The organism is Rothia sp. HMSC068E02, assembly GCF_001813565.1.
In the GTDB taxonomy this organism is placed as follows: domain Bacteria; phylum Actinomycetota; class Actinomycetes; order Actinomycetales; family Micrococcaceae; genus Rothia.
The window spans coordinates 708,532-733,091 of sequence record NZ_KV812882.1 but is presented as its reverse complement, the minus strand read 5'-3'; the positions used below and the strand labels follow the sequence as shown (position 1 = coordinate 733,091).

At 54.5% G+C, this 24,560-nt stretch carries 16 protein-coding genes; 4 read left to right on the top strand and 12 right to left on the bottom strand.

Annotated elements, in window-relative coordinates; all coding sequences use genetic code 11:
* Positions 1–68: 68 nt before the first annotated feature.
* The gene (locus HMPREF2919_RS04570; RefSeq protein WP_012903445.1) at positions 69–716 is read right to left on the bottom strand and encodes a hypothetical protein; all 648 of its coding nucleotides are present in this window, start codon (positions 714–716) and stop codon (positions 69–71) included.
* A gap of 493 nt (positions 717–1,209) precedes the next feature.
* Complete coding sequence (locus HMPREF2919_RS04565) at positions 1,210–2,892, bottom strand: potassium channel family protein (RefSeq protein ID WP_049345528.1); 1,683 nt, start codon at positions 2,890–2,892, stop codon at positions 1,210–1,212.
* A 113-nt stretch (positions 2,893–3,005) separates the two neighbouring features.
* On the opposite strand from HMPREF2919_RS04565, the gene HMPREF2919_RS09135 reads away from it, so the two are divergent.
* The 3 genes from HMPREF2919_RS09135 (at position 3,006) to HMPREF2919_RS04555 (ending at position 7,622) form a co-directional block, all read left to right on the top strand.
* Positions 3,006–3,236, top strand: a complete 231-nt coding sequence (locus tag HMPREF2919_RS09135; RefSeq protein ID WP_141744435.1) for a hypothetical protein — start codon at positions 3,006–3,008, stop codon at positions 3,234–3,236.
* Positions 3,237–3,376: 140 nt separating this feature from the next.
* Positions 3,377–4,372, top strand: a complete 996-nt coding sequence (locus HMPREF2919_RS04560) for a restriction endonuclease (protein WP_005505835.1) — start codon at positions 3,377–3,379, stop codon at positions 4,370–4,372.
* Between the two features lie 340 nt (positions 4,373–4,712).
* On the top strand, positions 4,713–7,622 hold the full coding sequence (locus HMPREF2919_RS04555; RefSeq protein WP_070643493.1) for an FAD-binding and (Fe-S)-binding domain-containing protein: 2,910 nt from the start codon (positions 4,713–4,715) through the stop codon (positions 7,620–7,622).
* 257 nt (positions 7,623–7,879) lie between these two features.
* Here the strand turns inward: HMPREF2919_RS04555 and HMPREF2919_RS09130 are convergent, their stop codons facing one another.
* From HMPREF2919_RS09130 to HMPREF2919_RS04505, 10 genes are all read right to left on the bottom strand, one after another.
* Complete coding sequence (locus tag HMPREF2919_RS09130) at positions 7,880–8,839, bottom strand: hypothetical protein (RefSeq protein ID WP_141754839.1); 960 nt, start codon at positions 8,837–8,839, stop codon at positions 7,880–7,882.
* Positions 8,840–8,897: 58 nt separating this feature from the next.
* Complete coding sequence (locus HMPREF2919_RS09125; protein WP_141754838.1) at positions 8,898–10,598, bottom strand: DUF234 domain-containing protein; 1,701 nt, start codon at positions 10,596–10,598, stop codon at positions 8,898–8,900.
* Positions 10,599–10,659: 61 nt separating this feature from the next.
* On the bottom strand, positions 10,660–12,081 hold the full coding sequence (locus HMPREF2919_RS04545) for a hypothetical protein (RefSeq protein ID WP_070666443.1): 1,422 nt from the start codon (positions 12,079–12,081) through the stop codon (positions 10,660–10,662).
* 587 nt (positions 12,082–12,668) lie between these two features.
* Positions 12,669–13,148 (bottom strand): hypothetical protein, encoded by a 480-nt coding sequence (locus HMPREF2919_RS09275; RefSeq protein WP_246824050.1) that lies wholly within the window; start codon positions 13,146–13,148, stop codon positions 12,669–12,671.
* Positions 13,149–14,051: 903 nt separating this feature from the next.
* Complete coding sequence (locus tag HMPREF2919_RS09360; protein WP_210398963.1) at positions 14,052–14,435, bottom strand: HXXEE domain-containing protein; 384 nt, start codon at positions 14,433–14,435, stop codon at positions 14,052–14,054.
* A gap of 346 nt (positions 14,436–14,781) precedes the next feature.
* Positions 14,782–16,815 (bottom strand): threonine--tRNA ligase, encoded by a 2,034-nt coding sequence (thrS, locus tag HMPREF2919_RS04525; protein ID WP_070666440.1) that lies wholly within the window; start codon positions 16,813–16,815, stop codon positions 14,782–14,784.
* 132 nt (positions 16,816–16,947) lie between these two features.
* Entirely contained in the window at positions 16,948–17,391 is a 444-nt protein-coding gene (locus HMPREF2919_RS04520) for an ArsR/SmtB family transcription factor (protein ID WP_070666438.1), read from the bottom strand.
* Between the two features lie 129 nt (positions 17,392–17,520).
* Positions 17,521–20,085, bottom strand: coding sequence for a Rib/alpha-like domain-containing protein (locus HMPREF2919_RS04515; RefSeq protein ID WP_070666434.1), 2,565 nt, complete (start codon positions 20,083–20,085; stop codon positions 17,521–17,523).
* 935 nt (positions 20,086–21,020) lie between these two features.
* On the bottom strand, positions 21,021–21,911 hold the full coding sequence (locus HMPREF2919_RS04510) for a fumarylacetoacetate hydrolase family protein (RefSeq protein ID WP_070666431.1): 891 nt from the start codon (positions 21,909–21,911) through the stop codon (positions 21,021–21,023).
* 67 nt (positions 21,912–21,978) lie between these two features.
* Positions 21,979–22,677 carry a lipoate--protein ligase family protein gene (locus HMPREF2919_RS04505; RefSeq protein ID WP_070506180.1) on the bottom strand — a complete coding sequence of 233 codons (699 nt, stop codon included), beginning with the start codon at positions 22,675–22,677 and terminating at the stop codon, positions 21,979–21,981.
* A gap of 393 nt (positions 22,678–23,070) precedes the next feature.
* Between HMPREF2919_RS04505 and HMPREF2919_RS04500 the strand changes: the two genes are divergently transcribed.
* Entirely contained in the window at positions 23,071–24,552 is a 1,482-nt protein-coding gene (locus tag HMPREF2919_RS04500) for an anion permease (RefSeq protein WP_070666428.1), read from the top strand.
* Positions 24,553–24,560 lie beyond the last annotated feature (8 nt).

The window sequence follows — 24,560 nt, the reverse complement described above, 5'->3', positions numbered from 1 at the left end:
CACGCGGCAACGGGAACGCCCCGTCCGTCATGCGTGCCAGATATGAGATAACTCCCCCGGCAGCGCGCTTAGCTGTGCTGCTTTTCCAGGTGAATGATGCGGGTGGCACCCTCAAAGGTCATGGGGAAGCTCAGCACGCCGTCCTCCATGACGAATTCCTTGGTTTCCTTATCGGAGGCGTACGGTGCGTGGCTCAGCTTCGCGTGGTCCACGTGCGAAATGTAGCTGAAGTTGCCGGTCTTCGCCTCGAAAGTGCCAGCCCAGAAGGGGGTTGCCAGCTCTTCGTGGTTCAGGTGGTAGGTGACCTCGATAATGCCGTCGTGAATGACTGCGTCCATGTAGTTCTCAAGGTTGGTAGAGTCCTGCTGAACCCAGGTGCCGTCCATGATTTTCTGCGAGCGCGCAACGGCTGCCGAGGAAGGCATGGGCGCCGCGGTGTATGCGGCAGGCTCCTGGTTGCTCGTGTTGTCCGGCGCGGGGGTCTCAGTGGGCTGGGTCGCAGCCGGGTGAATCGACGGGTCATGCGAGGCATTAACCGCCGCCTTAATTCCGGTGCTGTCATCGCCGGGGGCGGAAACGGCACTAGGCTCGACGGTTTCAAAAGCTGCGGGGTCAACAACCGCACTTGCGGAGGCGTTATTCGGTGCGGGTGCACACGCGGTGAGAGAGAGCGCGCCGAGTAGAGCGAGCGCGCCCAGAGTGGACTTAGGTACCACGAACGTGTCCTAACAGAGTATGTGTTTGAGTGAGTTTGTGAGTTGAGTGGTGCCTCCCCGTGAGTGAGGTGGGGATACGACGACACCCCGTAGCGCATTGAGGCTACAGGGCGTTCGATAACCGGCACGGTAGATAGTTTATAGGCTCTGGCTAGGAGTTTCACCAGTGGCGGCCATTTTTAAAAGATAGTTTGGTCACATTAGATCTTAAGTTGAGGGGTTTTTCGCGCACACGAGCCCCAATTTGCACTCTCCACGGGCTAATTTTGCCTCGACAAGGCGAAATATCCCGCACGGTGGCGTGGGCGGCAATTTTCTTGCCTTCGTCTTGCCTTCGCGTGGGCTCGGCACCCAAACCCACCGCTTCAATAAGTATGCGGTGTGGGTTTGAGCGCCAAGCCTCAACTGAACTGTTATATCTGCGCTGCTATCTGCGCTACCGCAACCGAGCCGCTACAGCCCGGTTACTGTCCGCAGGGTATTTGCGAGCGGACTACTGCTTGCGGGAACGTAGCGAGAACTTCTCACGAATAATCGTGAACGTCTGGCGGGTCTCCTCCAGCAGGGCGACCGGCTCCTGCTCGCGCACCGCAACCTCATGAGATGCCGAGGAGTCGGCAGGTTCACCAGCCCGCGCGGCGCCGGGCGCGGTGTTCGGGGTAGCCTCCGCAGAAGCTGCCGCAGCAGCACCCGGAGCGCCAGGAGTACCAGGGGCAGTAAAGCCCGCGGCGGCGCTGAAACCGGCGCGGCGTGCCGCCTCCGCATCCGAAGGAACCGGGTGCACACCGTCTTCATCCACGACCTCACGCAACGTGTAGTCGCGGGCTTCACGGCGCGCATACTCACGAGCCAGCAGGGCACGCAACTCAGAAATCTCCTGGCGAAGATCGTCCACGTCAGCCTTGGTTGCGGGGTACTCCTGCTCCTCCCTGCCACCAAACTTTTCGATAATCCAGCTCGCGAGCGCACCGGTAGCAACCGCGACCAAGCCCCCGCCGTACAGCATGACGATCACGGCGATGACCCTGCCGATACCGGTGACCGGGTAAACGTCTCCGTAGCCGACCGTGGAGAGGGTCGTGAACATCCACCAGTAGGCGGTGGGCAGGTCACGAATCATCGCGCCCGGCTCGGAGGACTCCACCGAATAGATCGACAGGGCAAACATGATGATGAAGATCGCGGTGTATCCGAAGAGCTTCACCGCCAGCTCTGAGAGCCTCTTATATTGGCGGTTGGCGGTCATATAAATCATGGAGAGGAAGCTGACAATACGCCACGCGGGCAGCAGCACAATCGCCAGGTTCATCAGGTTATGCGTGATGAAGTAGAGTCGCCGCGGCGCCAAGTACAGGCGAATGCAGTAGTCGGCGGCGAATAGGCCCCACAGGATCATCTGAATGATGTTGAGGTACGCGTCGTACGGCTCCTGAATGCGTGTGCTCATGATGGGCGCGGCGAACGCGAGCAGGTACAGTACGGACGCCACGAACATGGGCGTGGAGGAGCGTTCCTCCCACGCCGCCAGGTTCTTCTCGCCGCGGTACTTGCTGAGCGTGCGGAACAGGCGGGTGCGCGGGGCGCGACGCGGCGGGTCCGTGACGGTGCGGGTGACCGTGCGGATAGTCGTGGTGTGCGTTTCAGGTTCGCCTACATCAATAATCTCGGCGTCACCATCGGGGTTACCCTGGGTGCCCGCTTTCTGGTCGCCCTTGCCGTGCGGGTGATGCGTGGTGCGGGTGATGCGACGCTCCTCGCGGTGCGTACCGTCCGGCGCGTCGGTGGTGGCGTATTCTTCGACGACCTCTTCGTAGTCGTCGGGGTCCAGGTCGGTGGAGTAGACGGAGTGGGTGCTGTCCAGGCGGGCGCTATCAATCTGCACGGCATCAACCTGTACTGCCTCCATGCCGGGGGCGGTAGCCTCTGCGGGGCTACTTGCTGCAGCACTAGTTTTGGCGGCACTGGATTCTGCCGGTGCCGACTGGGTATAACCAGCCTTCGTGGTATTCTCAGCGGCGGCTTCAGATGCGGTAGTTTCAGATGCAACAGTTTCAGGGCGCGCAGACGCACCCACCGGGCTGTTCCCCGGAATATTGCCCGAGGTATTCCCCGAGGTATTGGGTGCTGTGCCGTTCTTTACCGTGTTGTCTGTCTGGTTCTGTTCTGCCTTATCCATAGTGTGAATGATACTCCACGCCGTTGCGTTTGCGTTTCTATTTCGTTGCACTGTGACCTTGTGCTGTGACCTTTGGGCGGCGGTCTTTACACCGCGGTTTTGTGCACGATACTGTGTCGAAATCGGGCGGCGGTTCGGTTGCGGTGGAGAACCGTTCGGGTGCGAAGATGACGGTGTATTGTGCGGGTGTGGATCGTAAGGAGCGTAGTGTGCCTGCGGGTGGCCGCGTGTTTGTGGAGGATTTGGGGGTGCGTGCTTCGGCGGGTTCTCCCCTGTTTTGTGGTGTGGTGACTTCTGATAGTACTGCTAGCTGGAATGTTACGGCCCTCGGCGGCCGCGCCTAAGAGCAGCTGCGGCGCTAATAAAGCCTGCACAAGGGAAAACAGGCACCTCTGGTAACGATTATCTTTTGTATTAGAGGTATATTAAGAACGGACTACCCGCCGTTATTAACCAGCCGTTATCAATCAATGGAGATACACCGATGACCGCTCAGTCGCCTGATACCACTGAGGTTGAACTTCCCAAGTTCTACGAATTCATTCCCAGCATTCTTGCTTACCTATCTGACGGCAACTCCCGCACCAATAAAGAGATTTATAGCGCTGTAGCAGAGCGCTACCCGCTTTCTGACGAGCAGCTACTACCCTACCTGCCGAACGGCAAGCGTCCCGTCTATGTGGACCGCATTAGTTGGGGCTTGACCTATCTCAAGATGTTCGGTGCGGTTGATTCCCCTCGCCGCGGTCAGCAGGTTATTTCTGACGAAGGCTTGAAGCTGATTGAGGCTCATCCTGGGGGCATCCCCGATGATGTCGTCGCGCATATCGTTCGTTCCGCCCGCAGCACGCGTGAGCGTTCCCAGTCTGATAGTTCCGAGCAGGACCCGCAGGAAACCCCGAAGACCGCTACCAAGACTGTTGCCGTCACGACTGCACCCTCTGAGGTGTCTGATAGCACCCCGCAGGAACTCATTGATGAAAGCATCACTCAGATTGAGTCCGCGCTGACGCACGATATTTTGGAACGCGTCCGCGCAATGTCTCCGACTGCTTTTGAGCATCTGGTGGTGGATGTTCTGTTGGCGATGGGCTACGGCGGCCCGGCAGGACGCGGCACCGTTACTCCGGCTTCCAATGACGGCGGCGTGGACGGAATCATTGACCAGGATGCGTTGGGTCTTTCAAAGATTTATGTCCAGGCTAAGCGTTACGCCAAGGACAATGTGGTGGGACGCCCTGCCCTTCAGAGCTTTGTGGGCGCACTGCATGGCAAGGCAACGCAGGGAGTGTTCATCACGTCGAGCTCCTATACGTCTGACGCACGCGGCTATGCGGAGGAACTTGGTGGCGGAGTTTCCCTCGTTCTGATTGATGGTGAGCACCTGGCGCGCCTCATGATTAAGTACGGTGTTGGCGTACAGGTGGCACGCACGTACACCATCATGAAGCTTGATGAGGACTTCTTCGACGAAGCCTAAACGTTACACAAGCGTGGGGTGGAAAGCATGTAGCTTTCTGCCCCACGCTTTCTTTTGGGTTAGCCGCCTTTTGGGTTAGCCGCTGGAATGTTACAACCCTCGGCAGCCGCGCCTAAGAGCAACCGCGGCGTTCAGAGTGTGGTGGGTGCGCCTCCGCAGGCCCGGGCGTATTCCCCCGGAAAGCCAGCAAATACGCGGCAAACCACCGCATCAGCACGGTGTATAACCCACCCCCTTTATGGTGACAAGTAGTCGCCAAGCTTAGCCATAGCTAAGCGGAAAAGACGGTGTTCAAGAGCACATACTGAAAGGTAAGACAGTCTCACTAAGGAGATTCATCATGACCACCGTTGTGTCAAACACTTCCAAAGCACTCAAGTCCCCCTACGAGGACACCCTCAAGCGCCTACTCTCCGATGCACGCGCAGAAGCCGTCGAATCCAGCGTCTCCGAACTCGAACGCCTGGCAATCTCGCACGACGCATCCCACTACCTGCTCGTGCCCGCCGGCCTGATTCGCCCCGACTCCGCCGAAGACGTCGCAAACATCTTCCGCGCAGCCGGCGACCTCGGCCTGCCCCTCACCTTCCGCTCCGGCGGCACCTCCCTCTCCGGCCAGGCAAGCGGTGACGGCCTCATGGTCGACACCCGCCGCCACTTCAAGAAGATTGAGGTCCTTGAAGATGGCAAGAAGGTTCGTGTGCAGCCCGGCGCGACCATCATGATGGTCAACAACTACCTGGCACCCTACGGCTACAAGCTCGGCCCCGACCCCGCATCCTGGTCCGCCTGCACCATCGGTGGTGTGGTTGCGAACAACTCCTCCGGCATGTCTTCGGGCACCAAGTACAACACGTACAACACCCTGGACTCCATGGTGTTCGTGCTGCCCAGCGGCACCATCATCGACACCGCCGAGCCGGACGCTGACCAGAAGCTGCGCTCCCTTGAACCCGAAATCCACGAGGGCCTGCTGCGCCTGCGCAAGCGCGTGCTTGAGAACCCCGAGTCCATGGCGAAGATTCGCCAGCAGTACTCCATGAAGAACACCATGGGTTACGGTCTGAACTCCCTGGTCGATTTCGAGACCCCCGTCGACATTCTGCAGCACCTGCTGATTGGTTCGGAGGGTACCCTCGGTTTTGTTGCTTCGGCTACCTACCGCACCCTGCCGATTCTGAAGAACATTTCCACCGGCCTGCTCGTGTTCGACAACCTGATTGATGCTGCACGCTCTGTGCCCGAACTGGTTGCTAACAAGCTCGCTACCGTCGAGCTGATGGACGCCACCAGTATTCGTGTGGCTCAGCGTACCGGTCAGGCTGCGGAGGCGCTCGCCGCCATCGACGTGAAGGACCACGCCGCCCTGCTGGTTGAGTTCCAGGGCAACTCCGAGCAGGAGCTGAGCGACCTGGCTGCCGCTGCAGCACCCATGTTTAAGAGCCTGCCGGTGGCTTCGCCGGTGTCGATGACCAGCAAGCTGTCTGAGCGTAACGCACTGTGGGCGGCACGCCGCGGCCTGTACACCACCGTTGCGGGTAACCGCCGCTCCGGCACTAACGCACTGCTTGAAGACGTGGTTGTTCCTGTTGAGGTTCTGGGTAACACCTGTAGCGACCTGACCAAGCTGTTCGACGCACACGGCTACCAGGACTCCGTGATCTTCGGTCACGCGAAGGACGGTAACATCCACTTCATGCTGAACGAGCAGTTCCGCGACCCGAAGCAGCTGGACCGCTACCGCGACTTCACCGAAGAAATGGTTCAGCTGATCCTTTCCGCTGACGGCTCGCTGAAGGCTGAGCACGGTACCGGCCGTATCATGGCGCCGTTCGTGAGCCGCCAGTTCGGTGAGGAACTCTTCGACGTGATGCGCCAGATTAAGCGCCTCATTGACCCGAAGGGCTTCATGAACCCCGGTGTTCTGCTCGCCGAGCCGGACACCGACTACGTGACCGACCTGAAGGTTGCCGAAACCGTAGAGGAAGAAGTCGACCGCTGCGTGGAGTGCGGCTACTGCGAGCCGGTCTGCCCCTCCCGCAACCTGACCCTGACCCCGCGCCAGCGCATCGTGATGCGCCGTGAGATTGCTGCCGCTGAGGCGAACGGCGACCACGAGCTCGCCGAGCGTCTGCGCAAGGAGTACGAGTACAACGGCATCGACACCTGCGCCGTGGACGGCATGTGCCAGACCCGCTGCCCCGTGAACATTAACACTGGTGACCTGATTCGCCGCCTGCGTTCTGAGAACCAGGACAAGCTGGCCGCCGCCGGCTGGAAGGTCGCCGCACAGCAGTGGGGCATCATGGATAAGGTTGCCGGTAAGTCCCTGACTGTGGCTAAGAAGCTGCCGTTCCCCGTGGTGCACGGCACCACCAACATTGCCCGTAAGGTCATGGGTGACGACACGGTTCCTTCCTACAAGAAGGGCCTGCCGGTCGGCGGCCCGGCACGTAAGCCGCACAAGGACGCAACCGCTGAGATTGTGTTCTTCCCCGCCTGCGTGAACTCCATGTTCGGCGGCGTGGACGGCGACGGCAAGCATGACCCGGTCAACGCAACCCAGGCGTTCATCCGCCTGTGCGAGCGTACCGGCGTGAAGTACCGCATCCCGGACAATATTGGTGAGATGTGCTGTGCTACCCCGTGGAAGTCGAAGGGCTTCACCGACGGCTACTCGATCATGAGCGACCGTGTGCTGAAGTCCCTGTGGGAGGCTACTGACGGTGGCCGCCTGCCGGTCGTGTGTGACGCTTCGTCCTGTACTGAGGGCCTTGAGGTGATGCGCGAGAAGGTTATTAAGGCGCTTGAGCACAAGATCGTGAACGGCCTGAAGCCGGGTGAGCCGGACTACTCGCGTCTGCGCATGTACGATGCGGTGCAGTTCGCCGCCGATAACATGCTGAACAAGCTGACCGTGTCTGCTCCCCTGCCGTCGGTTGCACTGCACCCGACCTGCTCCATGACTCACTTGGGTACTCAGCCTGCGTTTGAGAAGATTGCGAACGCGATGAGTGACGACGTGTACGTGCCGAAGCACTGGGGTTGCTGTGGTTATGCGGGTGACCGCGGTATGCTGCACCCCGAGCTGACTGCGAGCGCTACGGAGGCTGAGGCTTCTGAGCTGAGCGAGCAGAAGCAGTTTGCCGCATACATTTCGGCGAACCGCACCTGTGAGCAGGGCATGACGGAGGCGACCGGCCACAGCTACCAGAACGTGCTGCAGCTGCTGGAACGCACCACCCGCTAAAAGGTTGAGCGCATAGCAGCGGTATAAAGAAGGGACCCGGCGGGCTATCTAATGGATAGCCTGCCGGGTCCCTTATGTATACCAGTAATCACATTTATAGGATAAAAGAAGGACGATACAGTTTAATCATCTTTCAACAATATTTCACCTTTATTTTTATATTTTTTAAAATCTTCATCAGCGCCCAACATCCTATAAACAAATGAATAATGGTTAAAATTATTACCTATCACAGCTGTAACTCTTTATATATTAAATTATGGAGTGCCCATAAATCCAAAACGAACACTAAGATTCCCTCGTGGTTGCTCATTATTAATCTCATAGAAAAGGTATGCATATAGATATTCGTCAGGATGTTGCGATTGAGACAGGTAATTTTGAAGTAACTCTAAGTCTGATGCAACATAAAAATCCCTCGAACACTTCACCGCTTCATTATTTAAATCATTAAGCAAACTTAGGTGATTTGTTATGTCGTGATAGGACATAGGAACCAAGTCACTATGGACTCCTTCCAAAGGTGGCTCCTCATCTCGCACAAACATAACTGCAATACTCGCAGATATAGGAACAACCAAGGCTGGAGCACTTCTCTCCCCAGTAAGCATAGGATATATTCCTATATCAGGAAGTATAAAGCGTTTCTTAGAATCTTTTAATACGCGTATCGAATACTTATAAATATAGCTATCTAAATAATGTCGATACCAATTCTTTCTAGAGACATTAGCAGATTCTTGAATTTCATCCAGATTCACAGAATGACTGGCAGGATATAATGAATGAAGAGCTCTTTCAATCATATCACCCATAAATTTTGGTCTTATAAATAGACTGGAAACGTATGGAACAAGTTGCTTCTCATATTGCCCCTTATGCAGGTCTCCTTTTTTCTCAAAAACACTTACAAACTTATAGATGGAACCCTCAATATCCTTAAATTCATAATCTAAATGCGGGATTTTCTCATGGTCAGAGAGTTCATATAGGACAGTTTCAGATTTTGGGTCATATATTCCTCTATACCATCCAATCTCATCTGCTTCAACTTCAGCGTAACCTTTATTCTCGCTATCAAGGTGCGCATATTTCTCCTGGTTGATAAACCGGGCCCAGACCCGCTGCCATCTCCAGCCTTTTTCAGATTTCTCTTTTGTAAAACGCCCAATGACACAGGCGGGAATTGTGTGATCCCTCTTGTTGTTATCACTCATAGTTTTCCTCCTTTGGAATGTAATACAGTAATCAATTCACCAGCAATCGATAATATATTTATATCTGCCAAACTAAATTTTTATACTTACCCTCCCCCTTCATAAATCTACGCCATCCATTATCAGAAATGTCAAAAGGCATCAAGACTGAGTGACATTGGTAGGATTGCAGATTTTCCGGATCGGTAACACCTTTACAAAAGGCATAAAGAATATCAAATTCATCAAATTCCATTCCCCTATTTTTATGTATACATTCTTTCCTGAAAGACATATACTTCTGAAAGTCTTTGATTCCGTCTATTGACCTGAGAATCATAACCAGACTTTCGAGAGAGACTATATGCACTCCATCCCGACACATCGGAGCAATATACTCTGAAGCATGAATAGACAAAGAAATAATATCGTATTCTTTAATATCATTAGGAATACCGTAATTTCCAGAAATAACGGGTTTTAACTCCTCTCCATTTTCAATTAGCTCTTTACGTTTTATTAATTGGGCAACAGATTTTGTAATATAACCCCCGGAACCCACAGATCGCTCTGCAGATACCTTAAGGCTACTATATCTCTGATTCATTTTGCATTCACCAAGTATCACGACTCTTTCGGCTGACCCCCAAGCTACAACATCAGTCTCGTTATTGTCCTTCTTCTTAATATAGAAAGAGTCAGCACAATCAGGATTAAGGTAACTGCGAAAAAATTCCAGTACAACATTTTCAAATGCTTCCCCACGGTCCCCAGACCTATTATCTAGTTTATTAAAAAGAATTTTATAGAGTCCCATAGTAGCCTCGTGCCCATCACACATATATACATCTCCACTCTTATACTTAATAAACTGGACAATCTCATCGCTGCTGGCATACCAAGAGTCAAGGCTTACAATATCTTTTAGATTATATTTTTCCCTTAATTCACCCTGAGTTTTGGATAGATAATCGATGAAGTCAAAGCTCCCAGTTTTCTCTTCTCCCCTCTTACTTATGATACTTCCCATTTCCTTCAAATATTCAGAAAATATATATTGGAGAGCCCTGGGCTGCTCATCAGAATTCCGTTCCAGTATTTTCTGAATTTTAGAGAATTGTTTAACCTGGAGCATTATATCTATAATTTTAAAGCTAACCCACGAAAACCTAACTCGCATTGATTTTAGTCTAGATAGACCATCAGAATAAGCAATAGATTTTTGATCTTGAGATAATCCATTAGATAAGATGTATCGAATCTTTGCAAATTTAACATCTTGTAGAAGTTGACTTAGAATTATTTGACGTAAAAATGAACAATATACTGCACTGTGTATGGAAAAGAGGCTCGAGTCAGGATCTTTCCATAGCGCATTCTTTACGGGTAATAGAATATTGCCTAAATCACTATGAGAACCAAGCATTCCACCGTCAAATATGTCTGGATTTTTTTGATTACCCCTTTCTTTAATAATCCTGTTCATTTCAGATTCACTTTTATACTCTCCATATACCCATCCATGAGGATTTCCAAGCGGACCAATACACCCCCCAGGATCTGAACCTTTTATTGCATATATCTTAACTAACATTCTACGAGTCATATCATTTACATCAGGGAAAAATCTTGGAACTATTTTGGAAGCACATTCCATACAGCAGTTTTCAAGAAATTCACCATCTAATTTTTCAATCAAAGAGTCAAGACATTTTTCAAGATAATTAATAAATTCTTTATCACTATTCATTTCTTTATCGCCTAAAGTCCCAGCATTCATGTCACTAACCTTCGTTTTTATAAAAATATTTCGGACCAGATTTAGTAAATTTTTACGCACTTTACTTACCTCCCTTTTCTTCAATTTGTTTATAAATAATGAATGCAATCACAATAACAATAACCAAACTTGTCCAAGTCAAGCAGAGTGGACAGGGAATGCCGATATCTTTCAAGACTGATGAACCATCATTCAAAAATGAAACCGCGCCAGGAATAATCATTACCATCGCTACTAACAATGCATACCTTGCAAGTTCTTCTTGACTCTTTGCGAGTTTTTCTTGACTAATAGCAAGATTTTCCTGTCGTTGCACAGAGTTAGCCTCTTCAATCCTTTCGGTAGAATCAATTAGAACATTTAGGTTATCTTGAAAATGGAGAGCATATTCAACCTTTGCCATAACAATGTTATGCTGCCCACCTCGCGGAACCGTACGACCCATATCATACATAATATACATTTTTTTAATAGTGTTATTAATCTCCTTAATTGCTAGATTGTCGCCTGATTTAATGCGATCTTGAATTTGATTTGTATAATATGTTACAAGGATATTTTTTAAAATCGACAGCATTATCGCATCCAAATGGAATGATTCCGCATACCCTTGGAAAAAGTGCGGCAAAAATTCCTCCTCAACCTCTTTAGGTTGGAAGGGAACATAGTAGACTACACCTTTTGAACGAGCATAGAAACACCAATCACCGGACCCCAAAATATTCAACCCTCTAGGACTCTCTTTCTCCCACTTTTTCTGCGCATCGTATGAGGCTCCCTTGCTATCAACAAGAACGTGTAATTCATTGATAAACTTTTTTCTGGAGTATGGTCCAATATCCATAATCTTCTTAGGGGTATTAGATGAGCCAAAAGAATTAAATGAGTTAGCAATTTGCACTGTAAACATAAAATCTTTAATATTCTTTTTCCACATAGATTTCCGCAGCTTATCGCCTTCGGATTCATCCATATCCCTTTTTGCTTCCTCATCAATTTTAAGTCCAGGAATCAATTGATTTTTAGCAAGATACTGGTACACATTTTTAATATTGATTTTAAATTCTTTACCTGTTTCTTCTTTGGGTACCTCAACCTCAAGTACTGCCAACCCTGGAATTTCATCTGATAAACAGATATTTTTTTCAGCTAGAAGTACTTGAATGCGGGTAACAGGATACTTATACACTTCATTTGCCTCCTCCACTTCGAGGTGGCTTTTTATTTTCTCCGTATAATATCTATGATTATCTTTATACAGTAGGTGCCAAATAGTCTCAGAAAAATTATCCCATCGTTTCTCAGCATTGGAAGTATGCCCTTCAAGATCTTTACTTTCCCCGTCTTTATTTTTCTTTTCTATAAAATATTTCACATCGGGTACGCCTGAAATCCAGCATTTTTCTTTATTTCCATCATTATTTTCGAATTCTTCTAAACTTTTTTTATCAGTAAAAATTGAAGCCAAAATATATGTCTTCATTGTCTCACTCCTTAAATTATCCTTAGGCGTCCAAATTTTTTGAATCAAATTTGCTAAATTATTACATACGTGAATATTGCATCTCCTCCTTAAACTTGTAGATAGAATATCTGACGATCAAATGCCTGTGAAGCGCTCAAATCATATCCAGACGTCCTTATCCGAATCGTACAGTTACCGGCACATCCGAACGGCAACGAACGTTAGCGCCATCACTTACACTAGCACGAAGACACCCGCCCGGACTAGGGAAAACTCCCCTCACAACACAACTTTCTACGCCCACCCGCACTCCCCTACCCTCGCCTCCTCAAGGTGCACAAAGAAACCACCCCCTCCGCAGCTTGTCGCCGCAAAGGGAGTGGTTTCTATATATAGGCTCGGTGCCAGTTCGGCCAGCTTAGCTGGTCACAGTCAACCGCAGTCAGCCCGCACCGGCCACACCTACCAGAACGTGTTGCAGCTGCTGGAACGCACCACCCGCTAACAGAGCTAAGCGCATAGCAACCGTATAAAGAAGGGACCCGGCGGGCTATCTGATTGATAGCCGCCGGGTCCTTTTATGCTTGTTTCCTTCTAGGCTGTCTTTAGGCAGTGACCAGGTGGGCTCCCAGTGCGGTCTGCGCCGCTGCCTGCACCGGGCTCAGGTCGCTTTCTAGGACAACTGAGCCGTTCGGGATCATCTGTGCGTACTGCAGGAAGGTGCCGATTGTCAGGTCTTCGTGTGCGGTTTCTGGCTGGGCAACACCGGATGCGCTCGCAACGGTTGTTACGCCTCGTGAGTCTTGTCCGAGGTTTCGGACGCGTTGGGCTTGGATAATCTGGGCGTAGAGCGTTCCGTTGATTTCGGTGACGATGATGACGGCTGATTCTCCAGCGATGTTACGGGAGCGGCGGAAGACGTCAGCGACTTTCTCGCCGGGTGCAGCGGGGATGACGTGGCATTCTCCTCCGGCACGTTGAGCCGCTAGGGCTACGAGTGCGCGGTGTTCTGGATTGCGGCGGGCAGACAGGTTGAAGCGTCCCGCGATGCGAGCTCGTTCTTTCATCACTTCGATGCTTGCCATTCTTCAATCCTTTCAAATGCACCTTCTACGATAAAGGCTGTTGCTTCTTCGTAAGCGGCGTTGCTTTCCATAATACTATTCAGGGGTCGGTTCTCTTCGACTATGTAATAGCGAAGGCACAGGTATACCCGCGCAAGCACCGTGCTTGACCGCCGCCGTCGCGCAAAAAGATTGGGAACAACTAGGTGCGAGTACAGGATTTCAAACGAACCCTAGGGCGCTACCGTAGACACACCATATGACACAGACACACAAAAGAGAGGTAGGGCTGACAATAGCCCTACCTCTAAGATGTTTTAAGATAGCACGGTTGACTAGTCATGATTCCTGAATGCAAAGAAGTACATGGTAGCCGATACCAAACCCATACCTAAGGAAATCATAAGAACGTTTGGTGAACAAAGATTTCCCATTCCCTGAATCACTGTCAAGAACAGACAGGAAAGAGAAAATACGAGGATAAAAGCACCAATGCTCTGAAAACTAATACTTTTCATAATATACCTCCTTGGTTGCTTATAATTCACCTCGGCAGCTCCATGCAGCTACTCCCAGCTGAGCGGCCAAACCGGGAAGACCCCCAGCCCCCTTTTCTCAGTTGCAGCACTTATTTTCGACTATTCAATAGTCCAATAATCAATACTGCTATCGAGATGCCGTAGAGAATCCCAAGCACTAGGTCGCTGACATTTGACACTACATTCAAGATAATTGCCAGGATCAAGAACAGCATCCCAACAGGAACATACTTACTCGACTTCATACGCTCGTGCTCCCTCAATAATCAACAGCGATACGCCATTTCAGGGTTATATTAAATATCTACAGTATACATAATATTGATCTATCGAGAAAATCGCCAAAATTGAGAGGAATCTGACGGTTGTTTCGTGCTACATCTTTTCATTGTGTTTTATTATCAATTTTACGAGTCACTACCCCCATTATCCAGTGAACAAATATCAAATTTAGAAACATTAAAATTACACACAGAATGGATGCTGCAACTATACTTTCAAAAGTAAGCCCCAAATATTCAACGGAACTATATACTAAATAAACACTACCCGGAAAAAGTACAATGCTTGAAATTAGCGACGGAATATACCTCCTTACTACGATGCTTTGCGCTATATGAATTAATAAATGTATCAAGAATGCGATAAACACACCTATCCACACTACATACATTTTCCATATTGTAGCCACATAGGTCACCGCAATACATATCACGTATTCTTCAAGAACCGCAACCGCAAACCCTTCAGTACTGAAGTTTCTATACAATTTTCGAAGGATGCTATATTTTTCTATTAGGTCAAGATTTTTTCAAACCATACCCTGAAACCTACTATCTCCTCCATCTCATGGACCATAAAAATAACAGGAAACAACCACAGATTTACTTCCACTTTCACCTTCCAAATATCTAGATTTAATTACATAGACCAAATAATTCCTTGTCGTTATTATTTTTCAAATATAATCATCATTTCAATTATAAGACCGTGGTGAAAAATTTTAGACTGGAACACTCCTCTTTTTAGAATACACAAAGAAACCACCCCCTCCGCAGCTTGTCGCCGCAAAGGGGGTGGTTTCTATATATGAGCTAGACCCAGAAAGCCTAGTACTACTCAGCAGCCTCCGTGCTGGGCTTGGGGTCTTCGTTCACGCGGTTGCGGATATGCTCCACAATACGTGCCACAGCCTCATCCACGGGCACACCGTTCTCCTGCTTGTTGCCGCGGAAACGGAACGAAACAGCGCCGTGCTCCGCATCCTCACCGCCAGCAATCAGGATGAACGGAACCTTCTCAGTAGACGCGGTACGAATCTTCTTCGTGAAGCGATCCGAGCCGTAATCCACCTCAACACGCACACCGTGCGCACGCAGCTTGTCCGCAATCTCGGTCATGTAGTCGTTGAACGCCTCAGCCACCGGCACACCAATCACCTGAACCGGTGCCAGCCACGCCGGGAACGCGCCCGCATAGTGCTCAGTCAGCACACCCAAGAAGCGCTCAATCGAACCGAACTTCGCCGAGTGAATCATGACCGGCTCCTGCACGGTGCCATCAGCAGCCTGGTACTCCAGACCGAAACGGCTCGGCTGGTTGAAGTCATATTGAACGGTCGACATCTGCCAGGTACGGCCAATCGCGTCCTTCGCCTGAACCGAAATCTTCGGGCCGTAGAACGCAGCTCCACCGGGATCCGGAACGAGCTCCAGGCCGGTCTCCTTCGCAACCTGCTCCAGAACCGCGGTAGCCTCTTCCCACTGCTCATCAGTACCGATGAACTTATCCTTCTTATCACCCTCAGTGTCGCGGGTGGACAGCTCAAGGTAGAAGTCAGTCATGCCGAAGTCCTCAAGCAGGCTCAGCATGAACTTCAGCAGGTGACGCACCTCGTCCGGTGCCTGCTCCTTCGTCACATACGAGTGCGAGTCGTCCTGAGTAATCATGCGCACACGGGTCAGGCCCTGCAGCACGCCGGACTTCTCGTCACGGTACACGGTGCCGAACTCAAAGAAACGCAGCGGCAGCTCACGGTACGAACGGCCACGAGAACGGTAAATCTCGTTGTGCATCGGGCAGTTCATAGCCTTCAGACGGTAATGACCGTTATCCAGCTCCATGGGCGGGAACATACCGTCCGCATAGTACGGAAGGTGACCGGACGTGTAGAACAGGTCTTCCTTCGAAATGTGCGGGGTGCTGACATACTGGAAGCCTTCCTGAATGTGGCGGGTGCGCACGTAGTCTTCCATCTCGCGCTTAATCACGCCACCCTTGGGGTGGATTACCGGCAGGCCGGGACCAATGGTCTTCGGGAAGGAGAACAGGTCCAGCTCACGGCCCAGGCGGCGGTGGTCACGGCGCTCCGCCTCAGCGATGCGCTCCTTGTACGCCACCAGCTCGTCCTTAGTCGGCCAAGCGGTACCGTAAATACGCTGCAGCATGGGGTTCTTCTCAGAACCGCGCCAGTACGCGCCACCGGCACGCATCAGGGCGTAACCGTTAGCAATCAGCTTGGTGTTCGGCAGGTGCGGGCCGCGGCAGAGGTCCTTCCAGACAGTCTCGCCAGTCTTCGGGTGCACGTTGTCGTAAATGGTGATTTCGCCCTCGCCGACCTCCACGGATGCGCCCTCGGCAGCATCCGCACCAGAACCGGGGCCCTGGGTCAGGGAGAGCAGCTCCAGCTTGTACGGCTCGTTCGCCATCTCGGCGACAGCCTCGTCGTGGGTGACCACACGGCGGCGGAACAGCTGACCGGACTTGATGATCTTAATCATCGACTTCTCGATCTTCTTCAGATCTTCCGGAGTGAACGGCTCAGCCACATCAAAGTCAAAGTAGAAGCCGTCAGTAATGTACGGGCCAATGCCCAGCTTGGCGTCCTTGCGGTACTCCTGCACCGCCTGCGCCATCACGTGCGCAGCGGAGTGGCGCAGAACGTTCAGGCCGTCCGGTTCGTGAATGAAAACCGGCTCAACGGAGTCGCCAGCAGACAGCTCGTGGGAGAGATCAACCAGCACGCCGTTCACGCGTGCCACAACAATCTTCGGGTCGTCAGCGAACAGCTCAGCGGCAGTCTTCGCGGTGACCTCGCGCTCCTCACCAGAAACGCTAATAACAATTGCTGAAGAATCAGCGGCAGACATAAGTCTCCTTAACTCAGGCGCAAGCGTGCCACTCGGGGCGCCGCCGGTGCGCATACTATTCCGCACTGTACTGGTGCACGGACACACACCATCTTACAACGGCTCCCAGCCAACGCTCAGCTTGAGGGCAAACTAGTCCGCATGATGCTCACGCGTATGCTCATACACGTCAACCACAATGTGGCTAATATGGTCGTCCTTCAGACGGTAAATGGTGGTGCGGCCCTGCTGCTCACGGTCAATCACGTGCGCCTCACGCAGGATGCGCAGATGGTGCGAGGCGAGCGGCTGCGAAATGCCCAGGCAGGTGTGCAACTCGCTCACACTGTGCGGGCGGTGCATCAGGTGATGCGCAAGCGCCAGGCGCAGCGGGTTCGCGAGCGCCGAGAAAATCGCGACGGATCCGCCGAACTGTTCCTCCCAGTCTTTGGGGCCGCTGCCTTCGAGGAGGGGCGCGTTGGCGGGCGCCTCGTGGGCGTGCTCCGCGGTGTGCTCGGCTACGTGCTTCGCTACCTGCTCGGCGGCGTAGTGAGCGTGGGTGGTTTCGGTCTGGTCTGTGTGCTGGCTCTGAGTCATAGTATTTTCACCTTATGTACAGGAAAGGGGGCACGTCAAGGAAGTGACGCCTGTGCGGCGTGCTTTCTTGAGCGTGCCCCTCTCCCCTATGTGCGCTGATGCTCGCGGGTATGCAACCTTAGCAGGCCTTTAGCGGTTGGCGACTGCTACCTGCAGGTAACCCTCAGCGGACTTTACGCCCTTGTCGGTCACTGCGCGGTAGCGGACCACCGGTGCGAAGCCCTGCTTGGACTTCGCGGAAACCGCGATACCCTGGGTGCCGTTCGGCAGGGTCACCACGCGGTAGGTGCCGTATTCATCGCTGTATGCGCTGACGACCTGGCCTTGCTGGTTGAGCAGCTCCAGCTTCTTCACGGTCTCGCCGCGGCTGTATGCGCCGAAGGATGCTTCGTCGTTGTTCAGGACCGCCACGTTCTGGGTGGTGCCCGAGTACAGGGAGACGGAGTCCTCACGTGCGATGGGGCTGTTCTTGTCCACCACGTGAACCTTCAGCGGGATCGAGTACAGCTGTGCGGCGGAGCCCTTCTTCGCCTTCACATCGGACATGCGTGCGGGTGCCTTGCCGGTGCGGTTCACGGTGATGTTCGTGCCGTTGTCGCGGCGCAGGTCCCAGGTGGTGCCGGTGACGTCGTGGGTGTTCAGGTCGATCGAGTAGGTGCCGGTCTTGCCGTTGGAGGCAAAACGGATGCCGGTCTCTGCACTGGAGAACTGGCCGCCAGCAGTGTTGACCTTCTCCTTGTTGACCCAGCGGCTGGGGCGGAAGTTAGGGGTCTGCTGGATTTCCTGGAAGTTGTAGTCGCGGGCGTAACGGTAGTTCGGGGAGACCTTGTGCGACTGGTGCACGCTCTGCGCGACTGCGGTCTCGCCGGAGTAGACGGTGGCGTGGTGCTCGGCGGGCTGGTAGAACACGCCGGAGCCAGTGCCGGTCTTGCCGTAGGAATCCGAGGGGTACTTGAACTTCACGCTGGTATCTGCGCTGGCGGTGTTGCGGCGTGCAGTGTTCTCAGCGGATTCAGTGTAGTTCACGGGCATCCACTGCACCTGCTGCCAGGGGAACTGGTTGCCGGTGAAGCCGCTGGGAACGAAGTTTGCGAACATTGCCGCCAGCTGCGGGTCTTCCTTGTACACGTTCTTACCCTGGCGGGCGTAGGGTGCGTAGGAGCTTGCCGCCTCCAGGTTGAATGCGTTGGTGAAGAGGTTGTGGTCCGTGAGGATGAAGCCGTATTCCTTCATGGCGGTCAGGATCATGCGGGTGAGCTGGTCGTCGGCGTGGCCGGTGTTTGCTAGGTGCTCTTCCACGTCAAAGCTTGCGGGCAGGAAGCCGCGCTGGCCAGCGCGGGGCGCGTTCGGGTACTTGCTCATGTCCAGCTTGCCGTCGGTGCCCTTCGCGGGGAAGGAGGCGGTCAGCGCCGCATAGTCAGCTGCGGTGATGGACACCATGTGGTTGATCTTGCCGGCCTTGAGCTCGTCCACACCAATCTGGGTGAGCTCGTTCGCCATACCCACCACGGAGGAGGTGCCGTTCTTGAGGGTCAGCCAGTAGTTGTCTTCGCCCACGCCGCCGAAGTTCGGCTTAGCGAGCATGTAGCCGCCGGAGGACACGTGGTAGGTCGCCGGGTAGTCAACCGCAACGGGGATGTCCACGGTACCGCGGGTGCCTGCGGGAATCTTGTAGGTAATCTCGCCGGTGGTCTCGTTGATGGACGCGCCGGGCACGTTCTTTGCCAGGCGGAACTTCGCGCCGCGAGCAATCGGGTAGGAGGTGCGGGCGTTGCCGGACTTCGCGTCGATGCTCACGGGTGCGTTGATGGTGACGGTCTGGCCTGCGTTGCCGCGGCCGACATTATCGTACTGAATCTTTGCGCTCTTGGGGGTGGACGCGTTGCCGCCGCCCACCTGCACGCGGGCGGTGCTGGTGTAGGTCTGTGCGTCTGCATCCTTAACGAACTTGAAGTAGGAGCGCCAGATGCCGGTCGCCTCATCGTACAGGGCGACGGACTGGTCGCCGGAGAGGCCGTGGTCCTCGGCAAGCCAGTTCGGGATCGGGACGCCGCCGGTGAGGATGCGCTTGTTCTCCGCGCTGGCGTTGACGCGGCCATCGCGGGAGACGACCTCGACGTACTCCTGGTGCGGGTTCGCGGAGTTCACGGCGAGGGTCGGGATGTTCTCGTGGCCACCGACGGTCTGGGCGCGGTCCTTCTTCACGGTGCCCGCGTTGATGGCGGTGGTGATGGGGTGGTTGCCCGCATCGGCGGAGTATTCGAGGAAGGTGCGGCTGATTTCGCTGCTATTGGCTGCGACGGCTTCGGTGCCGGTGAGCTTCTTGGCGGCGAATGAATCGCGGGCGAGCTTGCCGCTCAGGGGCGAGGTGTTCTCGGTGGTGGTCAGCTGCGCCTTGGTGAGGGAGGAGTTAACCGGTGCGAGGGTCGCGATGCTCTGTGCCTTCTGGTCGGGGTTCCAGTAGCAGGTCGGACCGGGCGCCACGTTGGTGAGGTTCGCCAGGGTTGGCACGGTGCGGTAGCCTGCGTCGACGCAGGTGGTACCGGCTACGTTGCGGATGGGGGCGGTTGCACCGAAGGTCGCGGGGAGATTCGCGCCGGTGATGACGGTTGCCAGTGCTGCGGAGGCAGCGATGGTGGCACGGCGGCGGTTTGCCGGGCGCTGTGCCGGGTTTTTGGATGCAGTTGCGGTCATGTTTTTCTTTCGTTCGTGTCGGCTTATTTGAGTGAGTGCGTTTGTATGAACAAACACGGACGTGAGTGAAATATGCATCTGAGGGTGTGCCCGGGTGGGTCCTGATCTTCTGGCAGGAGTTCTCAGGAAACTCTCAGATAATCCCCATACCCTACATAGTCTTTTGGGTGAACGCAAAACGAGTTTGTGATTTTGGGCACCGATTTTTTGATAAAGGTTCAGGTTTAGAGTCACATCTCCTTGCACCTTCGTGCATTTATTGGTGTTTGAAGACGCAGAATTTGCACCGCAGTGTTTAGGCTTTACTCCTAGTCAAGCGAGGGCGATGTGAAGAAAACGAAAAATGCGTACAGGGAACTAAACCTTAAACCTTGAATTTCCCTGAAAGACGCGCCAAAACTTCCTGTTGAATTTCTCACACGTGACCACAATCTGAGATTCTGCACCGAGAGCAGATAGCACCCCATGCACTGAGACGGGCACCAACCACCCCTCAAAGAGCGATTTCTGGCAACCGCCACCCAGCAGAAGCACCCTGCGTTTCACCTCGCAGACCCCTCAAAACCCACCTAAAACCCTAAAATTCACGTAAAAGTTCAAAGTTTCTATGTGTTTGTCAGCGTGTAACCATGCAAACGCACCACGCCCCCACACGGGGTGCCGCATGCAGCTCCCAGCAACGAATCCAAGCCGCCCACCGGGGGCTTTACCGACACAAAAAAGCACTCCGCATGTGCCTCAAAAACACATGCGGAGTGCATATATATTCACCTATAGCTACCGCGGGTACACCCCGCAGCAGATGCCGACAGCCCCCAGCGTGGGTTCACGTGGGTTCATCCGCAGTTGCTCACAGAGCCAGGGGAAACCACGGTGCCACGGGTTAGCTACAGCGCAAAATAGTTACGGCGCACGATAGTTACAGGGCACGATAGCTACAGCGCGCCCGCCTCCGAGCAGACATTCACCAGCTCACCAATGCCCTCAATACGGGTGCGCACCGTCTGCCCCGGCTTCAACCACTGACGCGGATGCAGCGATAAACCAACCCCGGCGGGAGTACCCGTCGCCACCAGATCACCCGGCTCCAGGGTCATAAACCGCGAAATATAGGACAGCAGCTGCACCGGGGTAAACACCATATCCGCCGTCGTGCCGCGCTGACGCACCACACCATCCACCTCACAGACCAGCTCCAGACCGGCAACCGGGTCAACCTCATCGGGGCTCACAATCACCGGACCGAACGGAGTCATCGCATCCCAGTTCTTACCCTGGAACCACTCCGAGGAACGACCCTGCCAGTCACGCACCGACACATCATTCATGACCGTGTACCCCATCAGAGCCTCAAGCGCCTGCTCCTCCGTGGCATTACGCAGGCGAGCGCCCACGACCAGGCACAGCTCAACCTCCCAGTCGACCTTCGTGCTGCCGGTGCCGTCGGCGGCGGGCATGCGGATCTGCTCGCCGGGGCCAATCAGCGCGTTCGGGAACTTCGCGAACAGCGCCGGATGCTCGGGCACCTCAAGGTTCATTTCCGCGGCGTGGTCGCGGTAGTTCAGGCCGGCGCACACAATCTTGCCGGGCTTATCCAGCGGGCGAATAAAGGGTAGGGAGTTCCACAGCTCCTCGCCGTGGCCCATGACGGTCGCGCCGTTCTCCTTCAGGATCGCCACGGCGTTCTTCGGGTCGCCAAAGTTCAGGCGGAACCGGCTGTAGAAATTCAGTAGCGGGCTGAGCTTCGCCGGAAGCTCGTACACGGTCTCTTCGAAGAAGCAGACCGCGCGGCTGCCCTTCGAGTCTTTGATCTGTGCCCAACGCATGGATGCTCCTTCGCTTCAGGTGGGGATATATCGAATAGTTACGGATAAAAGTCAGAAATAAAACAACCTAGTGAAAACCGTTTTGGGCGTACACCTCAACGATGGCGTCTTCCAGGTCTTCCATGAGCAGGGCGGGGTTCGCGTCCTGCGCCGCGCCGACCGTGGCGGGGTCCAGCTCCATGCCGAGGGCACGGTACACATCCGCGGTGACCGCCCGCAGGGGTGCAGAATCAGAGACCACGATGCCGGTGCTAAACCACCAGCCGCCGGTCACCACACGCTGGGCGGTGCCGACCAGTTTAATGCGGCCGCCACCTGCGGAGGCGGGAAGCTGCGCGTGCACCGAATACTCGCCGGGGCAGTACTCCCCCGGGATCTCGCCCATGCGCGCATCCACGCCGACCTCGCGGAGCGCCTGCGCGTACATGGAACCGAACAGTTCGTAGCGTAGGGTGTTGCCGCTGCGGGCGTCGGAGGCGGGCTGAAAATGGTCCACGACCAGGCACCCCTGATGGTAGGCGGCGGCATGCCCACCGACCTTGCGCACCAGCACCTCAAAGCCGTGCTCGGCACACGCCGCGGAGGCTTCCGCGAAGCCGGGGTTCAGTTCGTCACGGCGGCCGAACGCGACCGTCGGGTTCGGCTGATACATGCGCAAGGTGGCTTCGCGCTTGCCGGTTGCCACCTCGCGGAGCATCTGCACCGTCTGGTCGTGGTGAATGAGGATGTCGCCGGAATCAGGGCCGGTCTCTCGAATAATTTGCACGTTCCTATTTTACGGTTACGCCCGTCACTTACGGTGCCTGGTCGGTGGGGCGTCTCAGGAGCGACCTGTAGGCAACCCGGAAGCAACCCAGAGGCAGCTCAGGAGGCGGCACTCGCCCGCTACGCCTCACACCGATTCCCCCTTGAATCTGTGCAAAATCATCGCCGATACCCCGCGGAATCCCAGCCGCCAATATGCCCCGCCATATTCACATTTTTTATGCCGATTTTCTTCACTCCGTGAATCCAACCCATTACGATTAAAAGACTACGTGGCATCCCACACATTGCCATAAGTACACAACACAGCATGACAACGCAGAAGAAACGCGCACACCGTGACGGAACCACCCACCACGGACCAAACTGTACGTTTCACATAAGGAGTACGGACATGACACAGTCCACCAACACAGCAGCAGCCGCTGCCCCCAGCCAGGAGGTGAGCGCAGCCCGCAAACAGCGAAACAAGCTGATCCTGCACGTTGCCATCATCCTCGTAGCGACCCTCGCCATCTGGTTCGTTCCCGCCCCCGAAGGCGTCGACCCGCGCGGCATGCACATGCTCGCCATCTTCGTCGGCACCATCCTCGGCCTGATCCTGCAGCCGCTGCCGACCCCGTCCGTGGCGCTCGTCGGCCTGGGTGCCGCAATGATTACCGGCACCATGGCGGCAAAGAACGAGGCGCTGACCGGCTTCGGTAACTCCTCCATCTGGATTATTGTTGCTGCGTTCTTCATCGCCGACGGATTCCTCATCACCGGCCTGGGCAAGCGCATCGCACTGCTGTTCGTGCGTGCGCTCGGCAAGTCCTCCCTCGGCCTGTCCTACGGTATGGCAATCACCGACCTGGTTCTCGCCCCCGCCACCCCCTCCAACACCGCGCGTGCCGGTGGCGTGATTTACCCGATTATCCGTTCCCTCTCCGAGGTCAACGGCTCCACCAACGAAACCCCCGAATCACGCCGTAAGCTCGGCTCCTACCTGCTCATGACCGAGGCGCAGGTCAACACCATCACCTCCGCCATGTTCCTGACCGCAATGGCGGGCAACCCGCTGGCGCAGAAGTTCGCGCACGACCACAACATCAACCTCGACTGGGGTACCTGGGCCCTGGCCGCCATCGTTCCCGGTCTTGCCGCGCTGATTGTCATGCCGTGGATCATGTCGAAGATTTACCCGCCGACCATCAAGAAGACCCCGGACGCACCCGAGCACGCCCGCCAGGAACTGCACGAAATGGGCCCCATGAGCTCCAAGGAATGGATTATGCTCGGCACTTTCGTGCTGCTGCTGGTCCTGTGGATTACCGGCACCGCCCTGGGTATTGACGCCACCAGCGCCGCATTCTTCGGCATCGCAATTCTGCTGGTGACTAAGGTCCTGACATGGAAGGACATGGCGAAGAACTCCAGCGCATGGTCCACCCTCATCTTCTTCGCCGTGCTCGTCGGCATGGCAGACCACCTGAAGAAGCTCAAGGTCGTCGACTGGATCGGTCAGCAGGCGGCGCACAGCGTCAGCGGCATGGCATGGCCCATGGCGTTCGCGATTCTGGTTCTGGCGTACTTCTTCATCCACTACATGTTCGCTTCGAACACCGCGCAGGTTGTGGCACTGTACGCCGTGTTCCTCGGTGCGGCGGTAGCTGCCGGTGTTCCGCCGATGTTCGCGGCGCTGTTCCTCGGCTTCATGGGCAACCTGATTGGCGGCATCACCCACTACGCCTCCGGCCCGGCGGGCGTGTACTACGGTTCCGGCTACTTCAGTGTGGGCGAATGGTTCAAGATCGGCTTCATGGCGGCTATCGTGAACCTCGTCGTCTGGGGCGTAGTCGGTACCGCGTGGCTGTTCGCGCTCGGCTTCGCCAACTAGTAGCGCAG

Bases quoted from the DNA above. Each gene is read 5' to 3' on its own strand.
- HMPREF2919_RS04515 (WP_070666434.1), bottom strand. From the start codon at position 20,085: ATGACCGCAACTGCATCCAAAAACCCGGCACAGCGCCCGGCAAACCGC.
- thrS (WP_070666440.1), bottom strand. From the start codon at position 16,815: ATGTCTGCCGCTGATTCTTCAGCAATTGTTATTAGCGTTTCTGGTGAG.
- HMPREF2919_RS04545 (WP_070666443.1), bottom strand. From the start codon at position 12,081: ATGAAGACATATATTTTGGCTTCAATTTTTACTGATAAAAAAAGTTTA.
- HMPREF2919_RS04510 (WP_070666431.1), bottom strand. From the start codon at position 21,911: ATGCGTTGGGCACAGATCAAAGACTCGAAGGGCAGCCGCGCGGTCTGC.
- HMPREF2919_RS04520 (WP_070666438.1), bottom strand. From the start codon at position 17,391: ATGACTCAGAGCCAGCACACAGACCAGACCGAAACCACCCACGCTCAC.
- HMPREF2919_RS09130 (WP_141754839.1), bottom strand. From the start codon at position 8,839: ATGAGTGATAACAACAAGAGGGATCACACAATTCCCGCCTGTGTCATT.
- HMPREF2919_RS04500 (WP_070666428.1), top strand. From the start codon at position 23,071: ATGACACAGTCCACCAACACAGCAGCAGCCGCTGCCCCCAGCCAGGAG.
- HMPREF2919_RS04555 (WP_070643493.1), top strand. From the start codon at position 4,713: ATGACCACCGTTGTGTCAAACACTTCCAAAGCACTCAAGTCCCCCTAC.
- HMPREF2919_RS04565 (WP_049345528.1), bottom strand. From the start codon at position 2,892: ATGGATAAGGCAGAACAGAACCAGACAGACAACACGGTAAAGAACGGC.
- HMPREF2919_RS09125 (WP_141754838.1), bottom strand. From the start codon at position 10,598: ATGAATGCTGGGACTTTAGGCGATAAAGAAATGAATAGTGATAAAGAA.
- HMPREF2919_RS09275 (WP_246824050.1), bottom strand. From the start codon at position 13,148: ATGGCAAGCATCGAAGTGATGAAAGAACGAGCTCGCATCGCGGGACGC.
- HMPREF2919_RS04560 (WP_005505835.1), top strand. From the start codon at position 3,377: ATGACCGCTCAGTCGCCTGATACCACTGAGGTTGAACTTCCCAAGTTC.